General features: G+C 37.1%; 21 protein-coding genes. 15 read left to right on the plus strand and 6 right to left on the minus strand.

The window, feature by feature from the left end:
• Position 1: 1 nt before the first annotated feature.
• From NYR30_RS00675 to rpoC, 12 genes are all read left to right on the plus strand, one after another.
• A complete protein-coding gene (locus tag NYR30_RS00675; protein WP_302501536.1) occupies positions 2-430 on the plus strand; it encodes a biopolymer transporter ExbD in 429 nt (142 codons plus the stop codon).
• Positions 431-432: 2 nt separating this feature from the next.
• Complete coding sequence (locus NYR30_RS00680; RefSeq protein ID WP_302502419.1) at positions 433-1,296, plus strand: cell envelope integrity TolA family protein; 864 nt, start codon at positions 433-435, stop codon at positions 1,294-1,296.
• Between the two features lie 218 nt (positions 1,297-1,514).
• On the plus strand, positions 1,515-2,291 hold the full coding sequence (locus NYR30_RS00685) for a threonine/serine exporter family protein (RefSeq protein WP_302501537.1): 777 nt from the start codon (positions 1,515-1,517) through the stop codon (positions 2,289-2,291).
• A 2-nt stretch (positions 2,292-2,293) separates the two neighbouring features.
• Positions 2,294-2,761, plus strand: coding sequence for a threonine/serine exporter family protein (locus tag NYR30_RS00690; RefSeq protein WP_066113848.1), 468 nt, complete (start codon positions 2,294-2,296; stop codon positions 2,759-2,761).
• Positions 2,762-2,907: 146 nt separating this feature from the next.
• Positions 2,908-3,318 carry a preprotein translocase subunit SecE gene (gene secE / locus NYR30_RS00695; protein ID WP_066106748.1) on the plus strand — a complete coding sequence of 137 codons (411 nt, stop codon included), beginning with the start codon at positions 2,908-2,910 and terminating at the stop codon, positions 3,316-3,318.
• 2 nt (positions 3,319-3,320) lie between these two features.
• Entirely contained in the window at positions 3,321-3,872 is a 552-nt protein-coding gene (gene nusG, locus NYR30_RS00700) for a transcription termination/antitermination protein NusG (protein WP_302501538.1), read from the plus strand.
• 109 nt (positions 3,873-3,981) lie between these two features.
• A complete protein-coding gene (gene rplK, locus NYR30_RS00705) occupies positions 3,982-4,410 on the plus strand; it encodes a 50S ribosomal protein L11 (RefSeq protein ID WP_018346337.1) in 429 nt (142 codons plus the stop codon).
• 3 nt (positions 4,411-4,413) lie between these two features.
• Positions 4,414-5,103: a 50S ribosomal protein L1 gene (gene rplA / locus NYR30_RS00710; protein ID WP_065234236.1), complete on the plus strand. Its 690-nt coding sequence runs from the start codon at positions 4,414-4,416 to the stop codon at positions 5,101-5,103.
• Between the two features lie 278 nt (positions 5,104-5,381).
• The gene (rplJ, locus tag NYR30_RS00715) at positions 5,382-5,879 is read left to right on the plus strand and encodes a 50S ribosomal protein L10 (protein WP_065234235.1); all 498 of its coding nucleotides are present in this window, start codon (positions 5,382-5,384) and stop codon (positions 5,877-5,879) included.
• Positions 5,880-5,931: 52 nt separating this feature from the next.
• Positions 5,932-6,303 carry a 50S ribosomal protein L7/L12 gene (gene rplL, locus NYR30_RS00720; protein WP_066106759.1) on the plus strand — a complete coding sequence of 124 codons (372 nt, stop codon included), beginning with the start codon at positions 5,932-5,934 and terminating at the stop codon, positions 6,301-6,303.
• Positions 6,304-6,554: 251 nt separating this feature from the next.
• The gene (gene rpoB, locus NYR30_RS00725; protein WP_302501539.1) at positions 6,555-10,592 is read left to right on the plus strand and encodes a DNA-directed RNA polymerase subunit beta; all 4,038 of its coding nucleotides are present in this window, start codon (positions 6,555-6,557) and stop codon (positions 10,590-10,592) included.
• A 75-nt stretch (positions 10,593-10,667) separates the two neighbouring features.
• Complete coding sequence (rpoC, locus tag NYR30_RS00730; protein WP_302501540.1) at positions 10,668-14,897, plus strand: DNA-directed RNA polymerase subunit beta'; 4,230 nt, start codon at positions 10,668-10,670, stop codon at positions 14,895-14,897.
• Positions 14,898-14,994: 97 nt separating this feature from the next.
• On the opposite strand, the gene glpX is transcribed toward rpoC, so the two are convergent.
• On the minus strand, positions 14,995-16,011 hold the full coding sequence (gene glpX, locus NYR30_RS00735) for a class II fructose-bisphosphatase (protein WP_066113853.1): 1,017 nt from the start codon (positions 16,009-16,011) through the stop codon (positions 14,995-14,997).
• 169 nt (positions 16,012-16,180) lie between these two features.
• Here glpX and zapB point away from each other — a divergent pair, with 169 nt between their 5' ends.
• Entirely contained in the window at positions 16,181-16,420 is a 240-nt protein-coding gene (gene zapB, locus NYR30_RS00740) for a cell division protein ZapB (protein WP_066106768.1), read from the plus strand.
• Between the two features lie 197 nt (positions 16,421-16,617).
• Here the strand turns inward: zapB and NYR30_RS00745 are convergent, their stop codons facing one another.
• Positions 16,618-17,271 carry an IS1595 family transposase gene (locus tag NYR30_RS00745; RefSeq protein ID WP_115241497.1) on the minus strand — a complete coding sequence of 218 codons (654 nt, stop codon included), beginning with the start codon at positions 17,269-17,271 and terminating at the stop codon, positions 16,618-16,620.
• An 85-nt stretch (positions 17,272-17,356) separates the two neighbouring features.
• Here NYR30_RS00745 and NYR30_RS00750 point away from each other — a divergent pair, with 85 nt between their 5' ends.
• Positions 17,357-18,274: a DMT family transporter gene (locus tag NYR30_RS00750; RefSeq protein WP_066106770.1), complete on the plus strand. Its 918-nt coding sequence runs from the start codon at positions 17,357-17,359 to the stop codon at positions 18,272-18,274.
• A 45-nt stretch (positions 18,275-18,319) separates the two neighbouring features.
• Here NYR30_RS00750 and NYR30_RS00755 read toward each other — a convergent pair whose 3' ends face one another.
• Entirely contained in the window at positions 18,320-18,829 is a 510-nt protein-coding gene (locus tag NYR30_RS00755) for a peptidylprolyl isomerase (RefSeq protein ID WP_066106773.1), read from the minus strand.
• A 118-nt stretch (positions 18,830-18,947) separates the two neighbouring features.
• Here NYR30_RS00755 and cysS point away from each other — a divergent pair, with 118 nt between their 5' ends.
• Entirely contained in the window at positions 18,948-20,327 is a 1,380-nt protein-coding gene (gene cysS / locus NYR30_RS00760) for a cysteine--tRNA ligase (RefSeq protein WP_066106777.1), read from the plus strand.
• Between the two features lie 67 nt (positions 20,328-20,394).
• Here the strand turns inward: cysS and NYR30_RS00765 are convergent, their stop codons facing one another.
• From NYR30_RS00765 to NYR30_RS00775, 3 genes are read right to left on the minus strand one after another with little or no spacing between them, the layout of a single operon-like run.
• Positions 20,395-21,654 (minus strand): sigma-54-dependent transcriptional regulator, encoded by a 1,260-nt coding sequence (locus tag NYR30_RS00765; protein WP_066106780.1) that lies wholly within the window; start codon positions 21,652-21,654, stop codon positions 20,395-20,397.
• Complete coding sequence (locus tag NYR30_RS00770; RefSeq protein ID WP_302501541.1) at positions 21,647-23,632, minus strand: sensor histidine kinase; 1,986 nt, start codon at positions 23,630-23,632, stop codon at positions 21,647-21,649. The genes NYR30_RS00765 and NYR30_RS00770 overlap by 8 nt, the downstream gene beginning before the upstream one ends.
• Entirely contained in the window at positions 23,629-24,867 is a 1,239-nt protein-coding gene (locus NYR30_RS00775) for an ABC transporter substrate-binding protein (protein ID WP_302501543.1), read from the minus strand. The genes NYR30_RS00770 and NYR30_RS00775 overlap by 4 nt, the downstream gene beginning before the upstream one ends.
• Positions 24,868-25,017 lie beyond the last annotated feature (150 nt).

Below are 25,017 nucleotides of genomic sequence, written 5' to 3' on the forward strand. Positions count from 1 at the left end.
TATGGCGTTGTATAATTATTCATCAGAGCAGACGGATCAGGAACTATCAGAAATTAATGTGACACCATTTATTGATGTAATGTTGGTATTACTGATTATCTTTATGGTAACTGTGCCGATTTCTACGGTGACTGTTCCTCTTGATTTGCCTACGGCACAAGCAAAAGTAGAACCCAATTTGGAGAAACCTATTATTCTATCGTTAAATCGTGAGCGAGAGCTTTATTTAGGTGATGAAAAAGTCTTAAATGACAATCTAGGAGAGGAAATTGATAAATTAACACAGGCTAAACGTGATACAGTTATCTTTCTTCAAATAGATAAGACCGTACCATACGAATATTTAATGGATATTATGAATCAGTTGCGTAGTGCTGGATATTTTAAAATTGGCTTAGTCGGACTTGGACCTGATACAGAGAATCATTAGTGATGATTATTGAAGTGCCTTCGTTATGGCAAAATAAGACATATAGAATATGGTTGGGCGGAGCGATTGTTGTAATTAGTTTACATTTAGCAATGCTTTATTTTTTGTTAAGAAAAGAGTATAACATTAACTCTTATACTTACCCTGCAGCGGTTATGGTTGAATTTTCAGATCCACCACAGTCTATTATCAGTATCTATGATCTGCCAGTAGGAACACCACAGATTGTTACGCAAGATAGTCAGCGTGATAATCTGCCAGCTCCAATCTCACAGCAAGAATTACCCGTGCCTGAGGTGGATGAATTGCCTTTAGCTGATAAAGCTGAAATTGTGGTGGCAAAGAAAGTAAATAGTGTGGTTGAAACTGTGAAAAATAAATCTGAACCTGAGAAAAAAGTTGAAAATATAACGAAAAAAAAGCCAGTGAAAAGCAAGGTAACCAAGAAAAAACAGGTTAGTGATACCGATTCAAAAGCAACAGGGCAGATAACCTCCGCAGCACCGAGTGGCAATAACAATAAGATTGCGGCAGAATTTAATAGCAGTGGCAATGTTAGTTCAGAGAAAGCTAGTTGGCAATCGTTACTAATGGCACACTTACAACGCTATCAACGTTACCCAGCGCAAGCATTGAAAAATCAAATTAAGGGAAAACCGATTGTAACCGTAGAAATTGATCGAGATGGGAGCGTGTTATTTGTTGGTTTGAAACATAGCAGTGGCAGTGCTGATTTAGATGATGAAGCAGTGAGTGCCGTAAAACGGGCTTCGCCATTGCCCGTGCCACCAACCTCTATTATTGGTCAAAAGACAAACTTGAAAATAAGTTTTGGGGTAGATTTTTTTATTAATAAAAAAAGATAGAAGAAAGAGAATAGATTGTTGTTGGATTTAACTAGGAGAGGGTTTAGTCTTACTAAAAACATATTATTCTAATGCTTATTATGATTAAGGTACATTACTATATTTAAATTTTGCGCAATTTTCTTGAGAAGCGAAATTCCAGTATTTGATCTATATCCATATTGGAGATGACAACTTGTTTGTATAATAACTGCCTTATTTTTATAGGGTAGAAAAGAATGTCTGAATTATCATATGAAGCTCAGCAAGAGATCACGCGCTTATGTGCTAGAGCTGCAATATTGATGTTGCAGCATGGTGCAGAAAGTATGCTAGTCGATCAAGTTGCTTGCCGTTTAGGTAAGGCGTTAGGTGTGGAAAGTGTGGAAGCTGCTTTGACTCCGAACGCAATTGTCATCACGACGCGCCACAAAGAACAATGTATTACTACAACTCGCCGTAATTATGATAGTGGGATTAATATGGCGGTAGTAACACAAGTGCAGCGAATCGTTATCGCAGCAGAACATAAAATTTATGGTGCCCATCAAGTAAGAAAGAAATTAGATGAAGTAAAACCATTTCGCTATAACCGTTGGTTTGTAGTTGTGATGGTGGGATTATCTTGCGCGAGTTTTGCCAGATTAGCAGGTGGCGATATTATCATTTCATTAGTTACTTTCTTCGCTTCGGCGTTAGGAATGTTTGTGCGACAAGAGTTAGGTAAACGGCACTATAATCCACTACTAAACTTTGCGATTACTGCTTTTGTTGCTTCCTGTATGTCAGGACAAGCGTTGTTACATGGTTGGGGCAATGAACCTGAGATTGCTTTGGCATCGAGTGTGTTGTTATTGGTACCAGGATTTCCATTAATCAATTCTTTGTCTGATGTATTAAAAGGTTATGTCAATATGGGACTTGGCCGTTGGGCAGTAGCGACAGTCTTAACATTTGGTGCCTGTATTGGTATTGTCTTTGCCTTAGCGGTATTGCACATTAACGCATGGAGTTAAATATGAATGTAGTATTAACTTTATTAAATGATCTGTTTTTTGCGGCAATTCCTGCAGTAGGCTTTGCGTTGATTTTCAATGTACCGCCGAAAGCCTTAAAATATTGTGCAACGCTTGGCGCATTAGGGCACTGTTTTCGCACTATTTTAGTCAGTTATTGTGGTGTGCCATTAGTGTTTGGTACGTTCTTTGCTGCAGCATTGATCGGATTTATTGGTGTTTATCTTTCACAACGATTTTTAGCACATCCAAAAGTATTTACTGTGGCGGCAATTATTCCGATGATTCCAGGTGTTTATGCCTATAAAGCAATGATCGCGATCGTACAGATAGCGCATTACAATTATAGCGAAGCATTATTAGCACAAGCATTGGAATATTTTGTGAAAACAGGTTTTATTCTTGCAGCAATTGTTTTTGGTTTAGCCTTGCCAGGATTACTTTTCTATCGTAGCAGACCTGTGATTTAGCCTATATTTATGTTTTTTCGGATGTTCTGATTGAAAATTGATACATTCAGATAATTTTTGTATGAAATCTAACAATAAAGTGCTAGAATTGCGGGCTTAAAAATCTCCCTATAAGTTTTATTTATTAGGTTTTATGTAGGTTCATAATGAGTTCAGAAATTGAGAAAAAGAAAACATCTCCAGAAGATGAGAATAAAGCAAAAGGCTTTAGTAGTGCACTATTATGGTTTGTTGCTGTGATTTTCGTATTAGTTGCCGCAGTAGGTAACATTTACTTTAAAGATCAATTTTCTTCCGTTGTACGTGTTCCAGCAATGGTAGTATTGTTGTTAGGTGCTTTATTAGCCGCTGCATTCACCAAACAGGGTACAACTGCAAGAACCTTTTTAAAAGAATCTCGTATTGAGTTAAGAAAAATTATTTGGCCTACCCGCCAAGAAGCAACTCAAACAACCTTAGTTGTGATGGGAGTTACTGTGGTGGTTTCATTAATTTTATGGGGCCTAGATTCTTTAATCGTTTCTTTAATTAACTTTATCACCAACTTGAGGTTCTAATTATGAGTGAGAATACAACGCAAAAACGTTGGTATGTGCTACAAGCTTTTTCAGGATTTGAATCGCGTGTTGCTGCTGTATTACGTGAATACATTAAATTGCACAATATGGAAGATCAATTTGGCGAAGTATTAGTACCAACTGAAGAAGTAGTGGAAAATGTTGGTGGAAAACGTAGAAAAAGTGAAAGAAAATTTTTCCCGGGCTATGTATTAGTACAAATGGTTATGAATGATGATACATGGCATTTGGTACGCAGTGTGCCACGTGTAATGGGATTTATTGGTGGTACACCAGATCACCCAGCACCAATTTCTAATCGTGAAGCTGAAATGATCTTGAATCGCTTAGAACAAAATAGTGATAAACCAAGACCGAAAACAATGTTCCAACCTGGTGAAGAAGTTCGTGTTAAAGAAGGTCCTTTTGCTGACTTCAATGGTACAGTGGAAGAAGTGGATTACGAAAAGAGCCGCTTGAAAGTATCTGTATCTATTTTCGGACGTGCAACACCTGTCGAATTAGATTTTAGTCAGGTTGAAAAATTAAGCTAATTTTTCGCTTGATTTTCTTGAAAAACGCCATTTCTTTCATTAGAATGGCGTGCTTTTAAAACAACGGGGAGCCGAAAGGCGTTATCACCCATAATGAGGAAATAAAACTATGGCAAAAAAAGTTCAGGCCTACGTTAAGTTGCAAGTTGCAGCTGGTATGGCAAACCCAAGTCCACCAGTTGGTCCTGCATTGGGTCAACAAGGTGTTAACATCATGGAATTCTGTAAAGCATTCAACGCTCGTACTGAGAGCATCGAAAAAGGTTTACCAATTCCAGTTGTAATTACTGTATATGCAGACCGTTCTTTTACTTTCATTACTAAAACTCCTCCAGCAGCAGTATTATTGAAAAAAGCAGCAGGTATCAAATCTGGTTCTGGTAAACCAAATAAAGATAAAGTGGGTAAAGTAACTCGTCAACAAGTCCGCGAAATTGCAGAACTTAAAGCGGCTGATATGACTGGTGCAACAATTGAAACTAAGATGAAATCTATTGAAGGTACTGCACGTTCAATGGGTTTGGTAGTGGAGGACTAATCAATGGCAAAACTAACCAAACGCATGAAAGCAATTAAGGCCAAAGTAGATTCAACTAAAGCATATGAAATCAACGAAGCAGTAGCATTGTTAAAAGAATTAGCAACTGCAAAATTCGTTGAAAGCGTTGATGTTGCTGTGAACTTAGGTATTGATGCACGTAAATCTGATCAAAACGTACGTGGTGCTACTGTATTACCACACGGAACTGGTCGTACAGTTCGTGTTGCTGTATTCACCCAAGGTGCAAATGCAGATGCAGCTAAAGCAGCAGGTGCTGATTTAGTTGGTATGGAAGATCTTGCTGAGCAAGTGAAAAAAGGCGAAATGGACTTTGATGTTGTTATCGCTTCTCCAGATGCAATGCGCGTTGTTGGTCAATTAGGTCAAATCCTTGGTCCACGTGGTTTAATGCCAAACCCTAAAGTTGGTACAGTAACTCCAAACGTGGCTGAAGCAGTTAAAAATGCTAAATCTGGTCAGGTTCGTTACCGTAATGATAAAAACGGTATTATCCATACCACTATCGGTAAAGTGAACTTTGAAGCAGATCAAATCAAAGAAAATTTACAAGCTTTATTAGCTGCATTAAATAAAGCAAAACCAACTACTGCAAAAGGCGTTTATATCAAGAAAGTAAGTATTTCTACTACTATGGGCGCTGGTGTAGAAGTTGATCAAAACAGCTTATAATATAGGCTTTACAATGTTGTAGGTTATCTCTATAATCTACAATCTTGACTTTTATAAGCAAGAATTCTGGTTGGTGCTTGACCTATTCAAGCCTCATCCAAGACCGCAGGGGAAGTGACTTAAGGTCGTTGTATTTCTTAATAATCCTGCGTAGATGGTGTACAGATAAGAATTTTTCTGCTTCTGGCACCGAAATTCGTCCCCATCTGTTAAGTTGTCAGATTGGGTTTTATTATGTCTAGAAAACTAGATAAATGTATTTCAGGAGCTAAAAGCCAATGGCATTAAATCTTCAAGATAAACAAGCAGTTGTTGCTGAAGTAAGCGAAGTTGCCAAGGGTGCGTTATCTGCTGTAGCTGCGGATTCTCGTGGTGTAACAGTAGACAAAATGACTGAATTACGTAAATCAGCTCGTGAAGCTGGCGTGTATATGCGTGTTGTACGTAATACTTTATTACGTCGTGCCGTTGAAGGTACCGCATTTGAATGCATGAAAGATACGTTTAAAGGTCCGACACTTATCGCATTCTCTAATGAACATCCAGGTGCTGCAGCACGTTTGTTCAAAGAATTTGCTAAAGCAAACGATAAGTTCGAAATTAAAGGCGCAGCCTTTGAAGGTGAGTTCATCGAAGCAAAAGCTATCGATCGTTTAGCAACTCTACCAACATACGAAGAAGCAATTGCACGTTTAATGGGTACAATGAAAGAAGCTGCGGCTGGAAAACTTGTACGTACTATTGCGGCGATTCGCGATCAAAAAGAAGCTGCTTAATATTAGTAGTTTATTGGTTTAAAAATTTTACTTACTTTAGGAAACGATTGTTATGTCATTAACTAACGAACAAATCATTGAAGCAATTGCTGAAAAATCAGTAATGGAAATTGTAGAACTTATTTCTGCAATGGAAGAAAAATTTGGTGTTTCTGCGGCAGCAGCTGCAGTAGCAGTAGCAGCTGGCGGCGAAGCAGCAGCAGCTGAAGAAAAAACTGAATTTGATGTAATCTTAGCAGCAGCTGGTGCAAACAAAGTTGCAGTAATCAAAGCAGTTCGCGGTGCAACAGGTTTAGGCTTGAAAGAAGCTAAAGACTTAGTTGAATCAGCTCCAGCAACCTTAAAAGAAGGTGTTGCTAAAGCAGAAGCTGAAGCTCTTAAGAAAGAGTTAGAAGAAGCTGGTGCACAAGTTGAAATTAAATAATTGATATTATTTGATTTTTAGCAAGAATGGCTGGTGATTTTATCATCAGCCATTTTGTGCCTTTCAGAAACTGAGAGAAATTACCGTTTAACACTCACAGTTTTTATCAAATGAAGTCATCAAATGACTAAATTTAAGTTATTGTTTTATAAGTATAAAACAATCCTAACGGTATCAATTTTACACTGCCACCTTGTATAATACAGCGAGAGTGTGTGGATTGTGGGTCTGAACAGCAAGCAGAGGAACCTATGGTTTACTCCTATACCGAAAAAAAACGTATTCGTAAAGACTTCGGCAAACGTCCGCAAGTTTTAAATATTCCTTATTTATTAACTATCCAATTAGACTCTTTTGAGAAGTTTATCCAGAAAGATCCTGAAGGTCAGCAAGGTTTAGAAGCTGCATTCCGTTCAGTATTTCCAATCGTCAGTAATAACGGAAATACTGAGTTGCAATATGTGGATTACAAGTTAGGTGAGCCTGTATTTGATGTAAGAGAGTGCCAAATCAGAGGTACGACTTATGCAGCACCACTACGCGTTAAACTTCGTCTTGTAAGTTATGACAAAGATGCCGCGCCAGGTACAGTTAAAGATATTAAAGAGCAAGATGTATATATGGGTGAAATCCCATTGATGACTGATAATGGTACGTTTGTGATCAATGGAACAGAGCGTGTTATCGTTTCACAATTACATCGTAGTCCAGGCGTATTCTTTGATAGTGATAAAGGTAAAACCCATTCTTCAGGTAAAATTTTATACAATGCACGTATTATCCCTTATCGTGGTTCATGGTTAGATTTTGAATTTGATCCAAAAGATAATCTTTTCGCGCGTATTGACCGTCGTCGTAAATTACCAGCAACCATCATCTTACGTGCTTTAGGCTATACGACAGAAGAAATCTTAGACCTTTTCTTCAACAAAATTGTATTTGAAATTAAAGATAATCAATTATTAATGACATTAGTGCCAGAAAGATTGCGTGGTGAAACTGCAACTTTCGATATTGAAGCTAATGGTAAAGTTTATGTTGAGCGTGGACGCCGTATTACTGCTCGTCATATTCGTCAATTAGAAAAAGATAATATTTCACAAGTTGTTGTTCCAGCGGAATATATTGTAGGAAAAGTTTCTGCAAAAGATTACATTAATTTAGAAACTGGCGAAGTTATTTGTCCTGCAAATGCTGAACTTAGTCTTGAAGTGTTAGCGAATTTAAGTCAAGCAGGCTATACAACTATTGAAACATTATTTACTAACGATCTTGATCATGGACCGTACATTTCAGAAACATTACGTGTCGATCCATCTTATGATCGTCTTAGCGCATTAGTTGAAATTTATCGTATGATGCGCCCAGGTGAGCCACCAACAAAAGAAGCGGCAGAAGGTTTATTTGATAACTTATTCTTCTCTGCAGATCGTTATGATCTTTCTGCAGTTGGTCGTATGAAATTTAATCGCTCATTAGATATTCCTGAAGGCGAAGGTAACGGTATTCTTAGCAAAGAAGATATCATCTTAGTGATGAAGAAATTGATTGATATCCGTAATGGTCGTGGTGAAGTGGATGATATTGACCATTTAGGAAACCGTCGTATTCGTTCAGTAGGTGAAATGGCAGAAAATCAATTCCGTATTGGTTTAGTTCGTGTTGAAAGAGCAGTAAAAGAGCGTTTATCTTTAGGTGATTTAGATTCAGTAACACCACAAGATTTGATCAATGCAAAACCAATTTCTGCAGCGGTTAAAGAATTCTTTGGTTCATCACAATTATCGCAATTTATGGATCAAAATAACCCATTGTCAGAAGTAACGCATAAACGTCGTATTTCTGCTTTAGGTCCAGGTGGTTTAACTCGTGAACGTGCTGGATTCGAAGTGCGTGACGTTCACGCTACACACTATGGTCGTGTATGTCCGATTGAAACTCCTGAAGGTCCAAACATCGGTTTGATTAACTCACTTTCTGTATATGCACGTACCAATGATTATGGTTTCTTAGAAACACCATATCGTAAAGTAGTTAATGGACAAGTTACTGAAGAGATTGAGTATTTATCTGCAATTGAAGAAGGTAACTATGTTATCGCACAGGCGAACTCAAACCTAGATGAGAATTTCCGCTTTACTGATACCTTTGTTACTGCACGTGGTGAACATGGTGAATCTGGTTTATATCGTCCAGAAGATATCCAATATATGGATATTTCTACTCAACAAGTTGTATCTGTTGCGGCAGCGTTGATTCCATTCTTAGAGCACGACGATGCTAACCGTGCGTTGATGGGAGCAAACATGCAACGTCAAGCAGTGCCTACATTACGTGCGGATAAACCATTAGTTGGAACTGGTATTGAAAAAGCAGTAGCAGTTGACTCTGGGGTAACTGTCGTTGCGAAACGTGGTGGTTATGTTCAATATATTGATGCTTCTCGTATCGTAGTAAAAGTTAACGAAGATGAAACTATCCCAGGTGAAGCGGGTATTGATATTTATAACTTGACTAAATACACCCGTTCTAACCAAAACACTTGTATTAACCAAGTACCATGTGTGTCATTAGGTGAACCGATTGGTCGTGGTGAAGTGTTGGCAGATGGACCATCAACTGACTTAGGTGAGTTGGCATTAGGTCAAAATATGCGTGTAGCATTTATGCCATGGAATGGTTATAACTTCGAAGACTCAATGTTAGTTTCTGAACGTGTTGTACAAGAAGATCGTTTCACAACTATTCATATTCAAGAGCTTTCTTGTATCGCACGTGACACCAAATTAGGTTCTGAAGAAATTACCGCTGATATTCCAAACGTTGGGGAAGCAGCGTTAAGTAAACTTGACGAATCAGGTATCGTTTATATCGGTGCAGAAGTAAAAGGTGGCGATATTCTTGTGGGTAAAGTAACACCAAAAGGTGAAACACAATTAACCCCAGAAGAAAAATTACTTCGTGCTATCTTTGGTGAAAAAGCTTCTGATGTAAAAGATTCTTCATTACGTGTACCAAATAGTGTTTCTGGTACTGTTATTGACGTTCAAGTATTTACTCGTGATGGTGTTGAAAAAGATAAACGTGCACTAGAAATCGAAGAAATGCAGTTAAAACAAGCGAAGAAAGATTTAACTGCGGAATTAGATATTCTTGAAGCAGGTTTATTTACTCGAGTTCGTTCATTGTTATTAGCAAATGGTTTCAGTGAAGAGAAACTTGAGAAGCTCGATCGTATGAAATGGCTTGAGCAATCTCTTGCTGATGAAGAGAAACAAGCTCAATTAGAACAGCTTGCTGAACAGCTAGATGAATTACGTAAAGAGTTTGATCGTAAGTTAGAAATTAAACGTAACAAGATTATCCAAGGTGATGATCTTGCACCGGGCGTATTGAAAGTTGTTAAAGTGTATCTTGCGGTGAAACGCCAAATCCAACCTGGAGATAAAATGGCGGGTCGTCACGGTAACAAAGGGGTTATTTCAAAAATTAACCCAATTGAAGATATGCCATATGACGAAAACGGCCAACCAGTTGATATCGTGTTGAACCCACTAGGGGTACCATCACGTATGAACATCGGTCAGATCCTTGAAACCCACTTAGGTTTTGCTGCGAAAGGTATCGGTGATCAAATTAATCGTATGATTAAAGAAAAACAAGAAGTTGCTAAATTACGTGAATATATCCAAAAAGCGTATGATTTAGGTGATGCTTGTCAGAAAGTTGATCTCAGTACTTTCACTGATGAAGAAGTAATGCGTTTAGCGCAAAACTTACGTAAAGGTTTACCGCTTGCGACACCAGTATTCGATGGTGCGGAAGAAAAAGAAATCAAAGGTTTGCTTGAATTAGCAGGCTTGCCAACATCAGGACAAATTACCCTTTATGATGGTCGTACTGGGGAAAAATTTGAGCGTCCAGTAACCGTTGGTTATATGTACATGTTGAAACTTAACCACTTAGTAGATGACAAGATGCATGCTCGTTCAACTGGTTCGTACAGTCTTGTTACTCAACAACCACTTGGTGGTAAGGCTCAATTTGGTGGTCAACGTTTCGGTGAGATGGAAGTATGGGCATTAGAAGCATACGGTGCAGCATATACCTTACAAGAAATGTTGACTGTGAAATCAGATGACGTCAATGGTCGTACGAAGATGTATAAAAACATCGTTGATGGTACGCATGAGATGGATCCAAGTATGCCTGAGTCATTTAATGTATTACTTAAAGAAATTCGTTCTTTGGGTATTAACATTGATTTGGGTGATGAGAAAGCTGAATAATTCAGCCAATAAGATTAGCGCAAGTGTAGAGTAATCCGCACTTGCATAAAGTTTAACTCCGATGGGAGCAAATCTGTGAAAGACTTAGTTAAGTTTTTAAAAACACAATCAAAATCTCGTGAAGACTTTGATGTGATTAAAATTGGTCTAGCTTCTCCAGACATGATTCGTTCATGGTCTTATGGTGAAGTGAAAAAACCAGAAACTATCAATTATCGTACCTTCAAGCCTGAACGCGATGGTCTATTCTGTGCCAGAATTTTCGGACCAGTGAAAGATTACGAATGTTTATGTGGTAAATATAAACGTTTGAAACATCGTGGCGTGATTTGTGAAAAATGTGGTGTTGAAGTTACTCAAGCTAAGGTACGTCGTGAACGTATGGGGCACATTGAGTTAGCCTCTCCTGTTGCACATATTTGGTTCTTAAAATCATTACCATCTCGTATCGGTCTATTGTTAGATATGCCATTACGTGATATTGAGCGTGTTCTTTATTTTGAATCATACATTGTGATTGAACCAGGTATGACAGATCTTGAAAAAGGTCAATTATTAACTGAAGAACAATTCTTAGACGCAGAAGAGCGTTGGGGCGATGAGTTTGAAGCGAAAATGGGTGCGGAAGCAATCCAAGCTTTACTTCGTGATATGGATCTTGAGCACCAATGTGAAACATTACGTGAAGAGTTACAAGAAACTAATTCAGAAACTAAACGTAAAAAAATCACTAAGCGTTTAAAATTATTAGAAGCATTTATTCAATCTGGTAATAAACCAGAGTGGATGGTATTAACTGTATTACCAGTATTACCACCAGATTTACGTCCATTAGTACCACTTGATGGTGGTCGTTTTGCGACATCAGATTTGAATGATCTTTATCGTCGTGTGATCAACCGTAACAATCGTTTAAAACGTCTTTTAGACTTAATTGCGCCAGATATTATTGTGCGTAATGAAAAACGTATGTTACAAGAATCTGTAGATGCGTTATTAGATAATGGTCGTCGTGGTCGTGCGATTACTGGTTCAAATAAACGTCCATTAAAATCATTAGCGGATATGATCAAAGGTAAACAAGGTCGTTTCCGTCAAAACTTATTAGGTAAACGTGTTGACTATTCAGGTCGTTCTGTAATTACCGTAGGTCCATATTTACGCTTACATCAATGTGGTTTACCGAAGAAAATGGCATTGGAATTATTCCGTCCATTTATCTATGCAAAATTAGAAAGTCGTGGTTTGGCATCAACCATTAAAGCGGCGAAGAAAATGGTTGAACGTGAAGATGCAATCGTATGGGATATTTTGGCAGAAGTTATTCGTGAACATCCAATTCTGCTTAACCGTGCACCGACACTTCACCGTTTAGGTATTCAAGCATTTGAACCGATCTTAATCGAAGGTAAAGCGATCCAATTGCATCCATTAGTTTGTGCGGCGTTCAACGCGGACTTCGATGGTGACCAAATGGCGGTTCACGTGCCATTGACATTAGAAGCACAATTAGAAGCTCGTGCATTAATGATGTCAACCAACAACATTTTATCACCAGCAAACGGTGATCCGATTATCGTACCATCTCAAGACGTGGTATTAGGTCTTTACTATATGACTCGTGAAAAAGTTAACGGTAAAGGCGAAGGAATGTTGTTACAAGATCCACGTGAAGCAGAAAAAGCATATCGTACTGGTGAAGCTGAACTTCATTCTCGTGTGAAAGTACGTATTACTGAATATGAGAAAAATGCACAAGGTGAATTTGAAGCGAAAACCACTTTAACTGATACGACTGTTGGTCGTGCGATTTTATGGATGATTGCACCTAAAGGTATGCCATTTAGTCTATTCAACCAAACTTTAGGTAAGAAAGCGATTTCTCGTTTAATTAACGAAAGCTATCGTCGTTTGGGAATGAAAGACAGCGTTATCTTTGCTGACCAAATTATGTACACTGGTTTTGCTTATGCTGCACGTTCTGGTTCATCAGTTGGTATTGATGATATGGTGATTCCAGAGAAGAAATATGAAATTATTTCTTCAGCAGAAGAAGAAGTAGCAGAAATTCAAGAACAATTTAACTCTGGTTTAGTAACCGCTGGCGAACGTTATAACAAAGTTATCGATATTTGGGCAGCAGCGAATGAACGTGTTGCGAAAGCGATGATGGAAAACCTTTCTACTGAAGAAGTGGTAAATCGTAACGGCGAACTCGAAAAACAAAGCTCATTTAACAGCATCTTTATGATGGCTGATTCAGGGGCGCGTGGTTCTGCAGCACAGATTCGTCAGCTTGCTGGTATGCGTGGTTTGATGGCTCGTCCAGATGGTTCGATCATTGAAACCCCTATTACAGCAAACTTCCGCGAAGGTCTAAACGTTCTTCAATACTTTATTTCAACCCACGGTGCACGTAAAGGTTTGGCGGATACCGCGTTGAAAACTGCGAACTCAGGTTATTTAACTCGTCGTTTAGTTGACGTAGCACAAGACCTTGTAGTGGTAGAAGATGACTGTGGTACACACGAAGGTATCGTGATGACACCATTAATTGAAGGTGGTGATGAAAAAGTCAGCTTGAGAGAGTTAGTATTAGGACGTGTAACTGCAGAAGATGTATTAAATCCAGGTACAGAAGAAGTGTTGATTCCACGTAATACACTATTAGATGAAAAATGGTGTGAAGTGATTGATAAACACTCTGTTGATAGCATCAAAGTACGTTCAGTTGTAACTTGTGATACTGATTTTGGTGTGTGTGCGAAATGTTATGGTCGTGACCTTGCACGCGGACACTTAATTAACCAAGGTGAAGCAATCGGGGTTATTGCAGCGCAATCAATCGGTGAGCCAGGTACACAGTTAACCATGCGTACATTCCACATTGGTGGTGCAGCGTCTGCAGCTGCGAAAGAATCAAGTGTTCAAGTGAAGAATACCGGTACTATTCGTTTAACTAATGCGAAATTCGTAACTAACCAAGACGGTAAACTTGTAATTACTTCTCGTAATACTGAGTTGACTGTGATTGATACTTTTGGTCGTACTAAAGAGCACTATAAATTGCCATATGGTTCTATTTTAAATAAAGCTAATGGCGATGATGTAACTGCAGGTGAAACTGTAGCGAACTGGGATCCACATACAATGCCAGTTGTTTCTGAAGCAAAAGGTTTTGTGAAATTTGTCGATATTATTGATGGTTTAACTGTTACTCGTCAAACTGATGAATTAACAGGTCTTTCATCGATCGTGGTACAAGATGTTGGTGAACGTGCGACTGCAGGTAAAGATTTACGTCCAGCATTGAAACTTGTTGATGCTAACGGTAACGATATTTTAATTCCAGGAACAGAAGTGCCAGCACAATACTTCTTACCTGGTAAAGCAATTGTTACTTTAGACGATAATGCAGAAGTTAATATCGGGGATTCTTTAGCACGTATTCCACAAGAATCATCAGGTACTAAAGATATTACCGGTGGTTTACCACGTGTTGCAGATTTATTTGAAGCGCGTAAACCAAAAGAGCCTGCAATTTTGGCAGAGATTTCTGGTATCGTTTCATTTGGTAAAGAAACTAAAGGTAAACGCCGTTTAGTAATTACTCCAAGTGAAGGTGAAGCATACGAAGAAATGATTCCAAAATGGCGTCAACTCAACGTATTTGAAGGTGAAATGGTACAACGCGGTGATATTATTTCTGATGGTCCGGAATCTCCGCATGATATCCTTCGTTTACGTGGTGTACGTGCAGTAACCGAGTATATCGTGAATGAAGTACAAGATGTTTACCGCTTACAAGGGGTAAAAATCAATGATAAACACATTGAAGTTATCGTACGTCAAATGTTACGTAAATGCGTGATTACCAATGCGTATGATTCAGAGTTCCTTAAAGGTGAACAAGTTGAAGTTGCGCGCGTGAAAGTTGTTAACCGTAAACGTGCAGCAGAAGGTAAACCGTTAGTTGAATTTGAACGTGAATTACTCGGTATTACTAAAGCTTCATTGGCGACAGAATCATTTATTTCTGCGGCATCATTCCAAGAAACAACACGAGTGCTTACTGAAGCAGCGGTTGCTGGAAAACAAGATGAATTACGTGGCTTGAAAGAAAACGTAATCGTAGGTCGCTTAATTCCTGCTGGTACAGGTTTTGCTTATCACCAAAGCAGAGCGAAAAAACGTCATGCAGCAGCAATGAATGCGAATGCAGCAGTTGTTGAAGAGCCAACAATCAGTGCTGAGGAAGCAGTAGCAAACTTAGCAGAAATGTTGAATATGAATGAAGCAGAATAAGATTTTGCTGTCGTAAAATAGCAATACAAAATACCGAGCCAGCAGACTCGGTATTTTTTTGCATTTATTGCGGTGATGATTTAATAAAATATCAACATTATTGATTGATTAAACGATAGATTTCAGGATCTTTACGATCTAAATAATGGAAAGATTGAATGCGACGAATTGTACGAGAACGACCACGAATCAATAAGGTTTCAGTAGTTGCAATATCACCTTTACGATGTACGCCTTTTAATAGATCGCCATGTGTAATACCGGTTGCGGAAAAGACTAAGTTGTCATCGCGAACTAATTCATCTAATAACAACACTTTGTTAATCTCTACACCCATTTCTTGACAACGACGACGTTCACTCTCTGCAAATGCGCGATTTTCTTCGCTATCACCTTTTACGACTTCGCGAGTTAATAAACGTGCTTGCATTTCACCACCTAACGCACGAATACCTGCTGCAGCGACTACACCTTCAGGAGCACCTCCAATACAATACATCATATCTACCCCAGTATCAGGTAAACAGCATAGTAACGCAGCAGCAACATCCCCATCTGGAATAGCTAACACTTTAACCCCAAGTTGTTGCATTCTGGTGATAACATCTTTGTGTCGAGGCTTATCTAAGGTGACAACGGTAAGTTGAGAGAGCAATTTACCCATTTTAGAAGCAACGCGACGTAAATTTTGTTCTAAAGGTAAATTGAGATCAACCATGCCTTTGACTTCTGGACCAACTACTAATTTTTCCATATACATATCAGGTGCACGCAAGAAGGTATTTGGACCACCGGCGGCTAATACTGCAATTGCATTGGCTTGCCCCATTGCCACCATACGAGTACCTTCGATTGGATCTACTGCAATAGCGATTGGTTCTTCACTGACGTCTTTACCAAGTTTTTCACCGATATACAACATTGGTGCTTCGTCTATTTCACCCTCACCAATGACAATTTCACCATTCATTTCAATCTGATTCAGCATAGTACGCATCGCTTTTACTGCGGCTGCATCAGCGGCATTTTTATCACCTCGTCCTAACCAAGAGAATCCAGCTAGTGCTGCTGCTTCTGTTACTCGAGAAAATTCGATTGCCAATGCTCTTTTCATAATTTTTCCTTACCCTAACAATGATCAAAACCGCTTAATTCTAGCATTTGGCGAACGATTGCTTAACTAATTTATTGAAGATTTTTTTAATTTAGATGAAATGGAATCTTATCTAGGATAGAATGTTAGCCATCCTGATGTATTGGACAACTAATGAGGAATAATAACAATGTCTTTAGAAATTTTAGATCAACTTGAAGCGAAGATTAAACAAGCTGTAGAAACTATCCAACTTCTCCAATTAGAAATTGAAGAGTTAAAAGAACAAAAAGCCAATGTGGAACAAGCTAACCAAGCTCTTCAAGCAGAAAAATCTCAACTGAATGCAGAAAATGCACAATTAAAAGAAGAACAACAACGTTGGCAAGAACGTTTACGTTCATTAATTGGACAAATTGAAAACGTTTAATTTATTATCGCTATGATTGGAAACCCACTTTATTATGGTTAACAGATAAAGTGGGTTTACTTTTCTCTATTTAGCAATGTGACATATAGAGAAAACATAAAGAAGTTAGAACCAAATCTGATTATGCAATAGTCAGATTTGGTTCTATTTTCTAGAGTAGATAAGAATTTAAGATAAGGGGCTGAAGTAGATTAGCGTTAAATCTGACACCATTTCCGCAGGATTTTGAGCTGTTGAGATGGTGTCCCATAATTGAAACGAAACTCACATTCTTTCAAAAAAAGAGGGAAAGATTTTCGATCAATTCCATTATACTTTCTTAGCACACGCTTTGCTTGATTCCAAAAATTCTCTATCCCATTAATGTGATTTCGCCGCTCAGCAAAATGAGTACTGTGGTTAATTCTATAATGCGTAAACTCACTAACATCTAGCACATCATAGCTATGATAACAATCTGTATAAACAATGCTATCTGGTTGTATTTTCTTTTTAATAACAGTAAGTAAGGTATCAGTCTTAGTGTTTTGTACAGTTACTGTGTAAACTTTTCCATGGCGTTTAAGCATGCCAAACACCACCATTTTACCAGCTGCACCCCGACCTCTTTTCCCTTTTCGCACACCACCAAAATAGCTTTCATCTAACTCTACTTCGCCATCGAAAAGTTCATGTGCTTGTAGTGCTAAATGATGGCTGATAACGAGACGAATTTTTCGATAAAACAAGATGGCAGTATTGGCTTGAATGCCAAGCAAATCTGCTGCTGATCGTGCTGTTACTTCTAATACAAAAAATTCAAGCAGTTTTCTTTGTATAGATTTCTTTAGTTTACAATTGGTTATCTTCATTTTTGTAGCTTAGCATAAGTGCTAATCTACTTCAGCCCCTAAGATAAAGATCTATTTGTTGTTGAGATAGTATGGGATAACGAGTATGAAACAACAACCTGTCATTGGTTTTATTTTGGTGTTAATTGCGGTGCTAATGTGGGGTACTTTGCCAATTATTTTACAACCAGTCTTGCCCTATATAGATAACCAAACAGTTGTTTGGTGTCGCTTCTTTGTTGCGGCAATAGGTGCTTACTTGATTCTATTTATGGGGAAAAAGCGAGCGTTTTTAGCACAACTAAAACGTCAACATATAATCTTAATCCTTTTAGGAATCATTGGTTTATCTGCGAATTTTTTACTCTATAATTTGACGCTGAAATATATCCCAGCCACAGTAAGCCAAGTATTAAGTCCACTATCTTCTTTCTTTATGTTGATTTGTGGCATCTTTATTTTTAAAGAAAAATTGTTAATTCATCAGAAAATCGGTTTAACCATTTTATTGATCGGACTGGCGTTATTTTTTAATGATCGTTTTGCTGATTTTTCACACGTTAATAGCTTTTCATTAGGTATTTTCTTTTGCGTCAGCTCAAGTATTGTTTGGGTTGTATATGCTGTTGCGCAAAAATTTCTACTAAGAAATTTTACTTCTCAACAGATTTTATTTGCGATGTATTTAGGTTGTACTTTGGTGTTTTTGCCTGTAGCAAAACCTGCTCAATTACTTCATCTAGCACCGATTACGCTATTATTTCTGTTTTATGCCTGTATTGGCACCATTTTAGCGTATGGCTGTTATGCAGAAGCATTAAACCGTTGGGATATTTCTAAAATCAGTATGATTATGCCGTTGATTCCGATTGTGACGATTTTGTTTTCGTTTATTTTTGCTTGGTTATTGCCGCATAACTTTAGTTATCCTAATTTGAATTTATTAAGTTATATTGGCGCTGGTGTGGTTGTGTTTGGTTCGTTTTTTTCGTCAGCTGGCTATCGTTTTATCAAGAAAAGGTAATGGGAAATTATCCTAGATATGATGCTATCTAGGATAATTTTTGTTTTATGCGACAGTAACAGATTGAATAATTACGTCTTCTACTGGAACATCATCGTGGTAACCTTTGCTAGTCGTTTTTACGCCACGAATTTTATCTACTACATCCATGCCTTCAACCACTTCACCAAAAACAGCATAACCCCATTCTTGTACTACTTCACGTCCGAACATCTCTTTTGCACGATAATCCAAGAAGGTGTTATCAGCAACATTGATAAAGAATTGTGCTGAAGCAGAATGTGGATCAGATGTACGAGCCATAGAAATAGTGCCGCGTTTATTGCTTAATCTATTGTTGGCTTCATTACGAATTGGAGCTTTAGTGGCTTTTTCTTTCATTCCCACTTCCATTCCGCCGCCTTGAATCATAAAACCATCAATAACGCGGTGGAAAATCGTGTTGTTATAAAAACCTTCTTTGCAGTAATTTAGAAAGTTTTCTGCGGTAATTGGCGCTTTTTCAAAATTTAATGCGATTTTAATATCGCCAAAATTAGTGTGTAGTATTATCATTAGCTCTTCCTTAAATAGCGTTGTCAAAAACCGCGCTATTATTCCACAAAATGTAAAAGTGGTCTATTTTTGTGAAATCGAACGAAAGTGTTCAATTATTTATATAAAGGTCATTAATATGTTAAAGGTTTTCAATACATTAAAACGAGAGAAAGAGATTTTTACCCCTATTCATCCAAATCAAGTCGGAATGTATGTGTGCGGTGTGACCGTTTATGATCTTTGCCATATTGGACATGGAAGAACCTTTGTTAGTTTTGATGTTATTGCACGTTATTTGCGTTATTTAGGCTATCAGCTTACTTATGTACGTAATATTACTGATGTGGACGATAAAATTATTAAACGTGCATTAGAAAATAAAGAAACCTGCGAACAGTTAGTGGATCGCATGGTTGCGGAAATGTATAAGGATTTTGATGCATTAAATATTCAACGTCCTGATTTTGAACCACGTGCAACACACCATATTCCAGAGATTATTGCTTTAGTGGAAAAGTTAATTAATAACGGTCATGCTTATGTTGCTGACAATGGCGATGTAATGTTTGATGTGGATTCATTTAAAGCGTATGGCGCTTTATCTCGTCAAGATTTAAGCCAGTTACAAGCGGGCGCTAGAGTTGAAATTAATGGCATTAAGAAAAATCCGATGGATTTCGTACTTTGGAAAATGTCGAAAGAAAATGAACCAAGCTGGCAATCACCATGGGGTGCAGGTCGTCCTGGTTGGCATATCGAATGTTCAGCAATGAACTGCAAGCAATTAGGGGAACATTTTGATATTCATGGTGGTGGCTCAGACTTAATGTTCCCTCATCATGAAAATGAGATTGCTCAATCATGCTGTGCGCATGGCGGTGAATATGTCAATTATTGGCTGCATTCAGGCATGATTATGGTGGATAAAGAGAAGATGTCCAAATCACTAGGCAACTTCTTTACTATTCGTGATGTATTGCAACATTATGATGCAGAAAGTGTACGTTATTTTCTATTAACTGCTCATTATCGTAGTCAATTAAATTACAGTGAAGAAAATCTGAAATTAGCTCATTCAGCGTTAGAACGTTTATATACCGCATTACGTGGTACAGATGCTAATGCCGAAGCTGCTGGTGGCGAGAACTTTGTTGAAGCCTTTAAAGCAGCGATGGATGATGATTTTAATACACCGGGTGCGTTATCAGTACTGTTTGATATGGCAAGAGAGCTCAATAAACTAAAAGCAGAAGATAATCCAATTGCCAATGGTTTCGCTGCCAGAATGCGTGAATTAGCGAGTGTATTAGGTTTGTTATATCAAGATCCTGAAACCTTTTTACAAGCGGGGTTAGACGATGATGAAACTCAAGTTATTGAAGCTTTAATCCAACAACGTAATCAAGCACGAGCCAATAAAGATTGGGCTGCAGCAGATGCCGCTCGCGATAAATTAAAAGAGATGGGTGTGGTAATTGAAGATGGTGCTAATGGCACCACCTGGCGTAAGGCGTAATGTAATATGAAAGATTAATCGGAGGAGAGCCAATAGCTAGGACTATTGGCTTTCTTTTTTAATGTAGTTAGAGTTTATAATTTTTTTTATCAATGCCATATTTTCTCATGCGTAAATATAGTTTTTTACGTGGAATATCTAAATAAGTGGCTACCTCATTTATTCTACCTTGATAAAAAATCAATGCATTTTCTATGATCTGTTTTTCGTATTCATCTACTTGTTCGTTGAGGGGTTTTATATCTCCCGCAGTCATTGGAGTTGATGAATGTGGTGATAAAGAGACTTGATCGGAAAGTAAACCAATAGCATATAACTCGGCAATATTAATTAGTTCTTTTACGTTTCCACTCCAGTCTTGATTTAGCAAGGTTTGTAAGATTTTTTTAGGTGGTTTTTCATACTCTTTCTTTAGACGAAGGCAGCTTTTCTGCACATAATGACAAAAAATTGGAATGATATCGCTAGTACGTTTTCTTAGTGGCAGTAATTCGATCTGAGTATGTAAAAATAGATAATAAAAATCCGAGATAAGGGACTTATCCTGAATAAGTTGTAGTAGAGCTAAATCACTAATGAGCACTAAACGGAATGATACATTCTCGTTATTTAAGGCATTTGCTAATAACTGTTGTTCTCGTTGTGGTAAATAGTGAACATTTTTCAGAATTAAAGTACCTTGTTTAGTTTCATTAATTAATGCTTCTATATTAATTTGATCTTGAGGATAACATTCATAAGTGACTAGCGGAGAGTGTTTTCTGGCACTTAATTTGTGTAAATAAATGGCTGAAAGATGCCGTCCTGTACCAGCTTCTCCCCATAAAAAGACAGGAATATTGCTATTGGCTAGTTTTTGTAGTTGTTCTCGATTTGCGATACCCCAATCACTCTGGCCAATAAAGACTTCATTTAATTGTTTTAATTGCCATAACCGATTTTCTATTGTACTGCTTCGTTGTTGTAAAGCTTGTTTAATCTGAATTAGTAAATTTTCTAAGGATAATGGCTTTTCAAGGAAATTAAGTGCTCCTTTTTTTACGGCATCCACCGCCATAGGTACGTCACCATGACCAGTGATCATAATCACCGGCAATTGAGGATCATACTTAATGATATCTTGTAATAAAGTTAATCCAGAAATATTAGGTAAAAGTACGTCACACAATACAACACCAAGCCAATTTTCAGGAATTTGTGTCACTATATCAATAGGATCGGAGCAGGTGATAACTTGATATCCTTCTTGTTGTAGTAAGTCCTGGAAAGATTCAAGAATATCAATGTCATCATCAATAAGTAGTACGTTATATTCTGTGCTAAACATTTTGAGTTACCTTAAAATTTAAAATTACTAATGCATGATGGGTTAGAGTAGATGCAATATGTAACTCACCTTGGCATTGTTCCATTATCGATCGGCTAATAGAAAGGCCTAGACCTAAGTTAATAGATTTATTAGTTGAAAAAGGTTGTAATAACTTATCAGATAAGGGCCAACCTTTGCCGTTATCTGAAACCCATAAACAGATGTTGTTTTTATCACAATGATTAATTTCAATATGAATTTCTGGTGGAATATGTTCAATTGCTTCTAAAGAGTTTAGGAATAAATTAACAAAAACCTGTTCAATTAATACGTCTTCACCAAGAATATTAGGTAATGTTGGCGGCATAATTAATTTACCTTGGCGGTTTTTATGTTTAGATTCTAATAATTCCCATGAATTTTGAATACAATTAGTCAAATTGACAGCTTGTAATTTTCCGACTCCTTGTCGAGAAAATTGACGTAATCTTTTAATAATTAATGCTGTTCTATCTACCAAATGGTTAATTTTATTTAGGTAATCTAATACTGCTTCCATCTTTTGTTTTTGGATAGCCCGTTTAGCGCTGAACAAATAGGCATTCATTGCATTAAGAGGTTGTGTGATTTCATGACTGATAGAAGTGAGAGTTTTTCCTACAGCAGCAAGTTTTGCAGCTTGTGTTAGCTCATTTTGAATATTTTCTAATTCAGTTTGAATTTTTATTCTATTATGAATTTCATTGAGCAATGTTTGATTTCTTGCTTCTAGTTCAGCCTGTTTTTTCTGCATTTCAGATAAGAATAGTCGTAATAATTGCGCAATACGACCTAACTCATCATTACCATAAACGGCTATTTTTACGTTATCTTTGCCGCTTGTTAATTGGGAAACGGCAAGATTTAATTGTTGGAACCGTTTTAATAAACGTAAACGAATATAAAAAAAGTTTACTGCAATAACAAAAAGACAAGCGATCAGCATAACTAATAAGATTAGGAATCCATTAAATTGTGTACTTTTTTCAACAATATAATGTAGTAGGTGTAGTTGATTTTCGCTATTGCCGACTTGAGTATTAATACGTTTACGAAAAGACTCGAATATAGTATCGCTGTCTTTAACTAGTTGTTGTCGTTGTTGATTAAGTTGTGAACGTACGGCAAATAAGGTAGGCAGTTCTTGATGGTTCAAACCAAGTTGAATTAGTTCATCAAGGATTTGTTTGATAGTAGAGATTGGGGAATGTCTGCTGAGTAGATTAATCTGATTATTAATTAATAAAGAGAGATAACTGAGGTAGTTGTGAAGTTTAACAGTGTTATCTTTCTGAGTATATTCAGCAATTTGTGATCTTAATTCAGTAATAATTTGTTCTTCATAATTCGTGAGATCATAAACTAAGAGTAATTCCTGTTGTAATTGTTTTAGTTGTTCGATTTTTTGTGTGGCTTGGGGTTGTTGAGTGATGGTTTTGGCCAAAGTAGATTGCTGCCAACTCATTTCTTGCAAAAGTGCAGTAAATTCATTATGAAAATCATCATGCAACCAATTGATTTTAGAAAGAACTTTGTTTAATTCCTCATTTAGAGTAAGAGTTCCAGTAATATTTTGTGAAATTTGTTCTAATAATGAAGATTGTTGATGTAATAAATGCATTAAATCATCGTTTAAATTTTCGTCTAACTCGATGATTAATTCTTTGAGTGTTGATAATTGTTGCTTTGCATCATTATAGCGTGCAATTTTTTCATTAGTATTGTTAACATTGACAAGCCGAATAAAGGCATTGTGTAAAATATTGATTTGTTCTTCTGTTTGGAAAGCTGCTTGCACTTTAGGGAAATTTTGTACTAAGGCATAGTTTATTTCAATACGTTGTTGTTGCCAGGTATATAAACCAACGCCACCCACTAATAGGCAAAGGAATACACTGATTAAAAAAGAGAGTTGTAAACCAGTACTAAGATCTAAACGTTTTAACCAAGATTTCATTCTAAATTTTCCAATGCTTTAATAAATGAGAGTTGTTGTGCAATAAAAAAATGCTGCCAATTTAACAGTTCTTGTGAACGATCAAATTCAGATAAATATTGTGCGTTTTCGGATTGTTCTGCTGAAACAGGTAGCGAAGTAAGAATATTTCGTAATTCAGGTAGTGTCCGATTAAGAGAGGCTTCTTTTTGCTGTAATAAATGCCAATATTCTTGTAATAAGCTTAATCGATGAACGATATGTTGCTCAAAGAGTAGTTTTACCAATTGTTGTCTTTTAATTAATAAATCATAGTTTAATTGTGGTTGTTTAAATAATTGTTGCTGTAAGGCGGCTTTTGGGTGCGTTATTGGCAAGGAAATAATTGGGTATTTACTGAGTTGTTTTTCTGCCAAAATGAGCTGTGTGTTGGTATCCAATAAGAAAGAGATAAATTTAAATGCTTGTTCTTTCTTGCTACTTTCTGCAACTACCGCAATAAATGTCGGAGAGGTTGGAAATTGTGGAAAATATTGAAAGATGAGTTCAGGATTATTTTTTTGTGTCACAATATGGGCGTAATTATCAATAGTAATTCCGATAGCACCTAAATGTGCTTGAATTTTATCGACAACGCCAAAACTTCGGGAAGAAATAGTGCCGACATTGATCATCATTCTTTCAATGATAGACCATCCCTCATTCCAACCATATTTTTGTAACAAAGCCTCTAACATAATATGGTTGGTATCAGAGCGAGATGGGCTACTAATAATAATTAATCCTTGTAAAGCAGGATTAGTAAGATCTTTCCAAGACTCTGGTAAAGGAGTATGTATATCTTGTAATACGGTTTTATTTAACAACATACCATAACCAGAAAAGGCAAAAGCAACAGTACTAGTTTTTAGAATATCGGGCAAAAAAGTAGTTTGGTTATTCATATATTTTGGTATAGGCGCTAGTTTGTTTTTCTCTTGTAAATTATAGAAAAGCATTGGTGATGAACTTAGCACAAGATCAACTTGTTTGGCTTTTTCGGTGGAGAGTAGTTGATTAATAGATGCACTAGTTCGATTAAGAGTAGTAATCGGAATAGTATTAGGTCGTTTATTCCATTCATCAATGAGCGGTTTGATCGCTTCAGGTGCAAATGTTGTACCAATAACCAGTTCACTAGCTTTACTCAATGTAGGAAAAATAGCAAATAATATGAACAGAAAAACAATAAAAGGTTTGAGTATTGATGTCTGCATACTATTCACCTAGAGTTAAATTAGCAAAGTAGCTTGTATATTAGCCAAAAAACTAGTAGGCAGAGGCGTTTTTTTTTGTGATCATATTCAAAAAAATAAAATTTAAATTTATTTCATGAAATCGGATCTTTGTGTCATTTATGAACGTTT

Origin of the sequence: Gallibacterium salpingitidis, assembly GCF_030517105.1 — a bacterium.
GTDB classification, from domain to species: Bacteria; Pseudomonadota; Gammaproteobacteria; order Enterobacterales; family Pasteurellaceae; genus Gallibacterium; species Gallibacterium salpingitidis.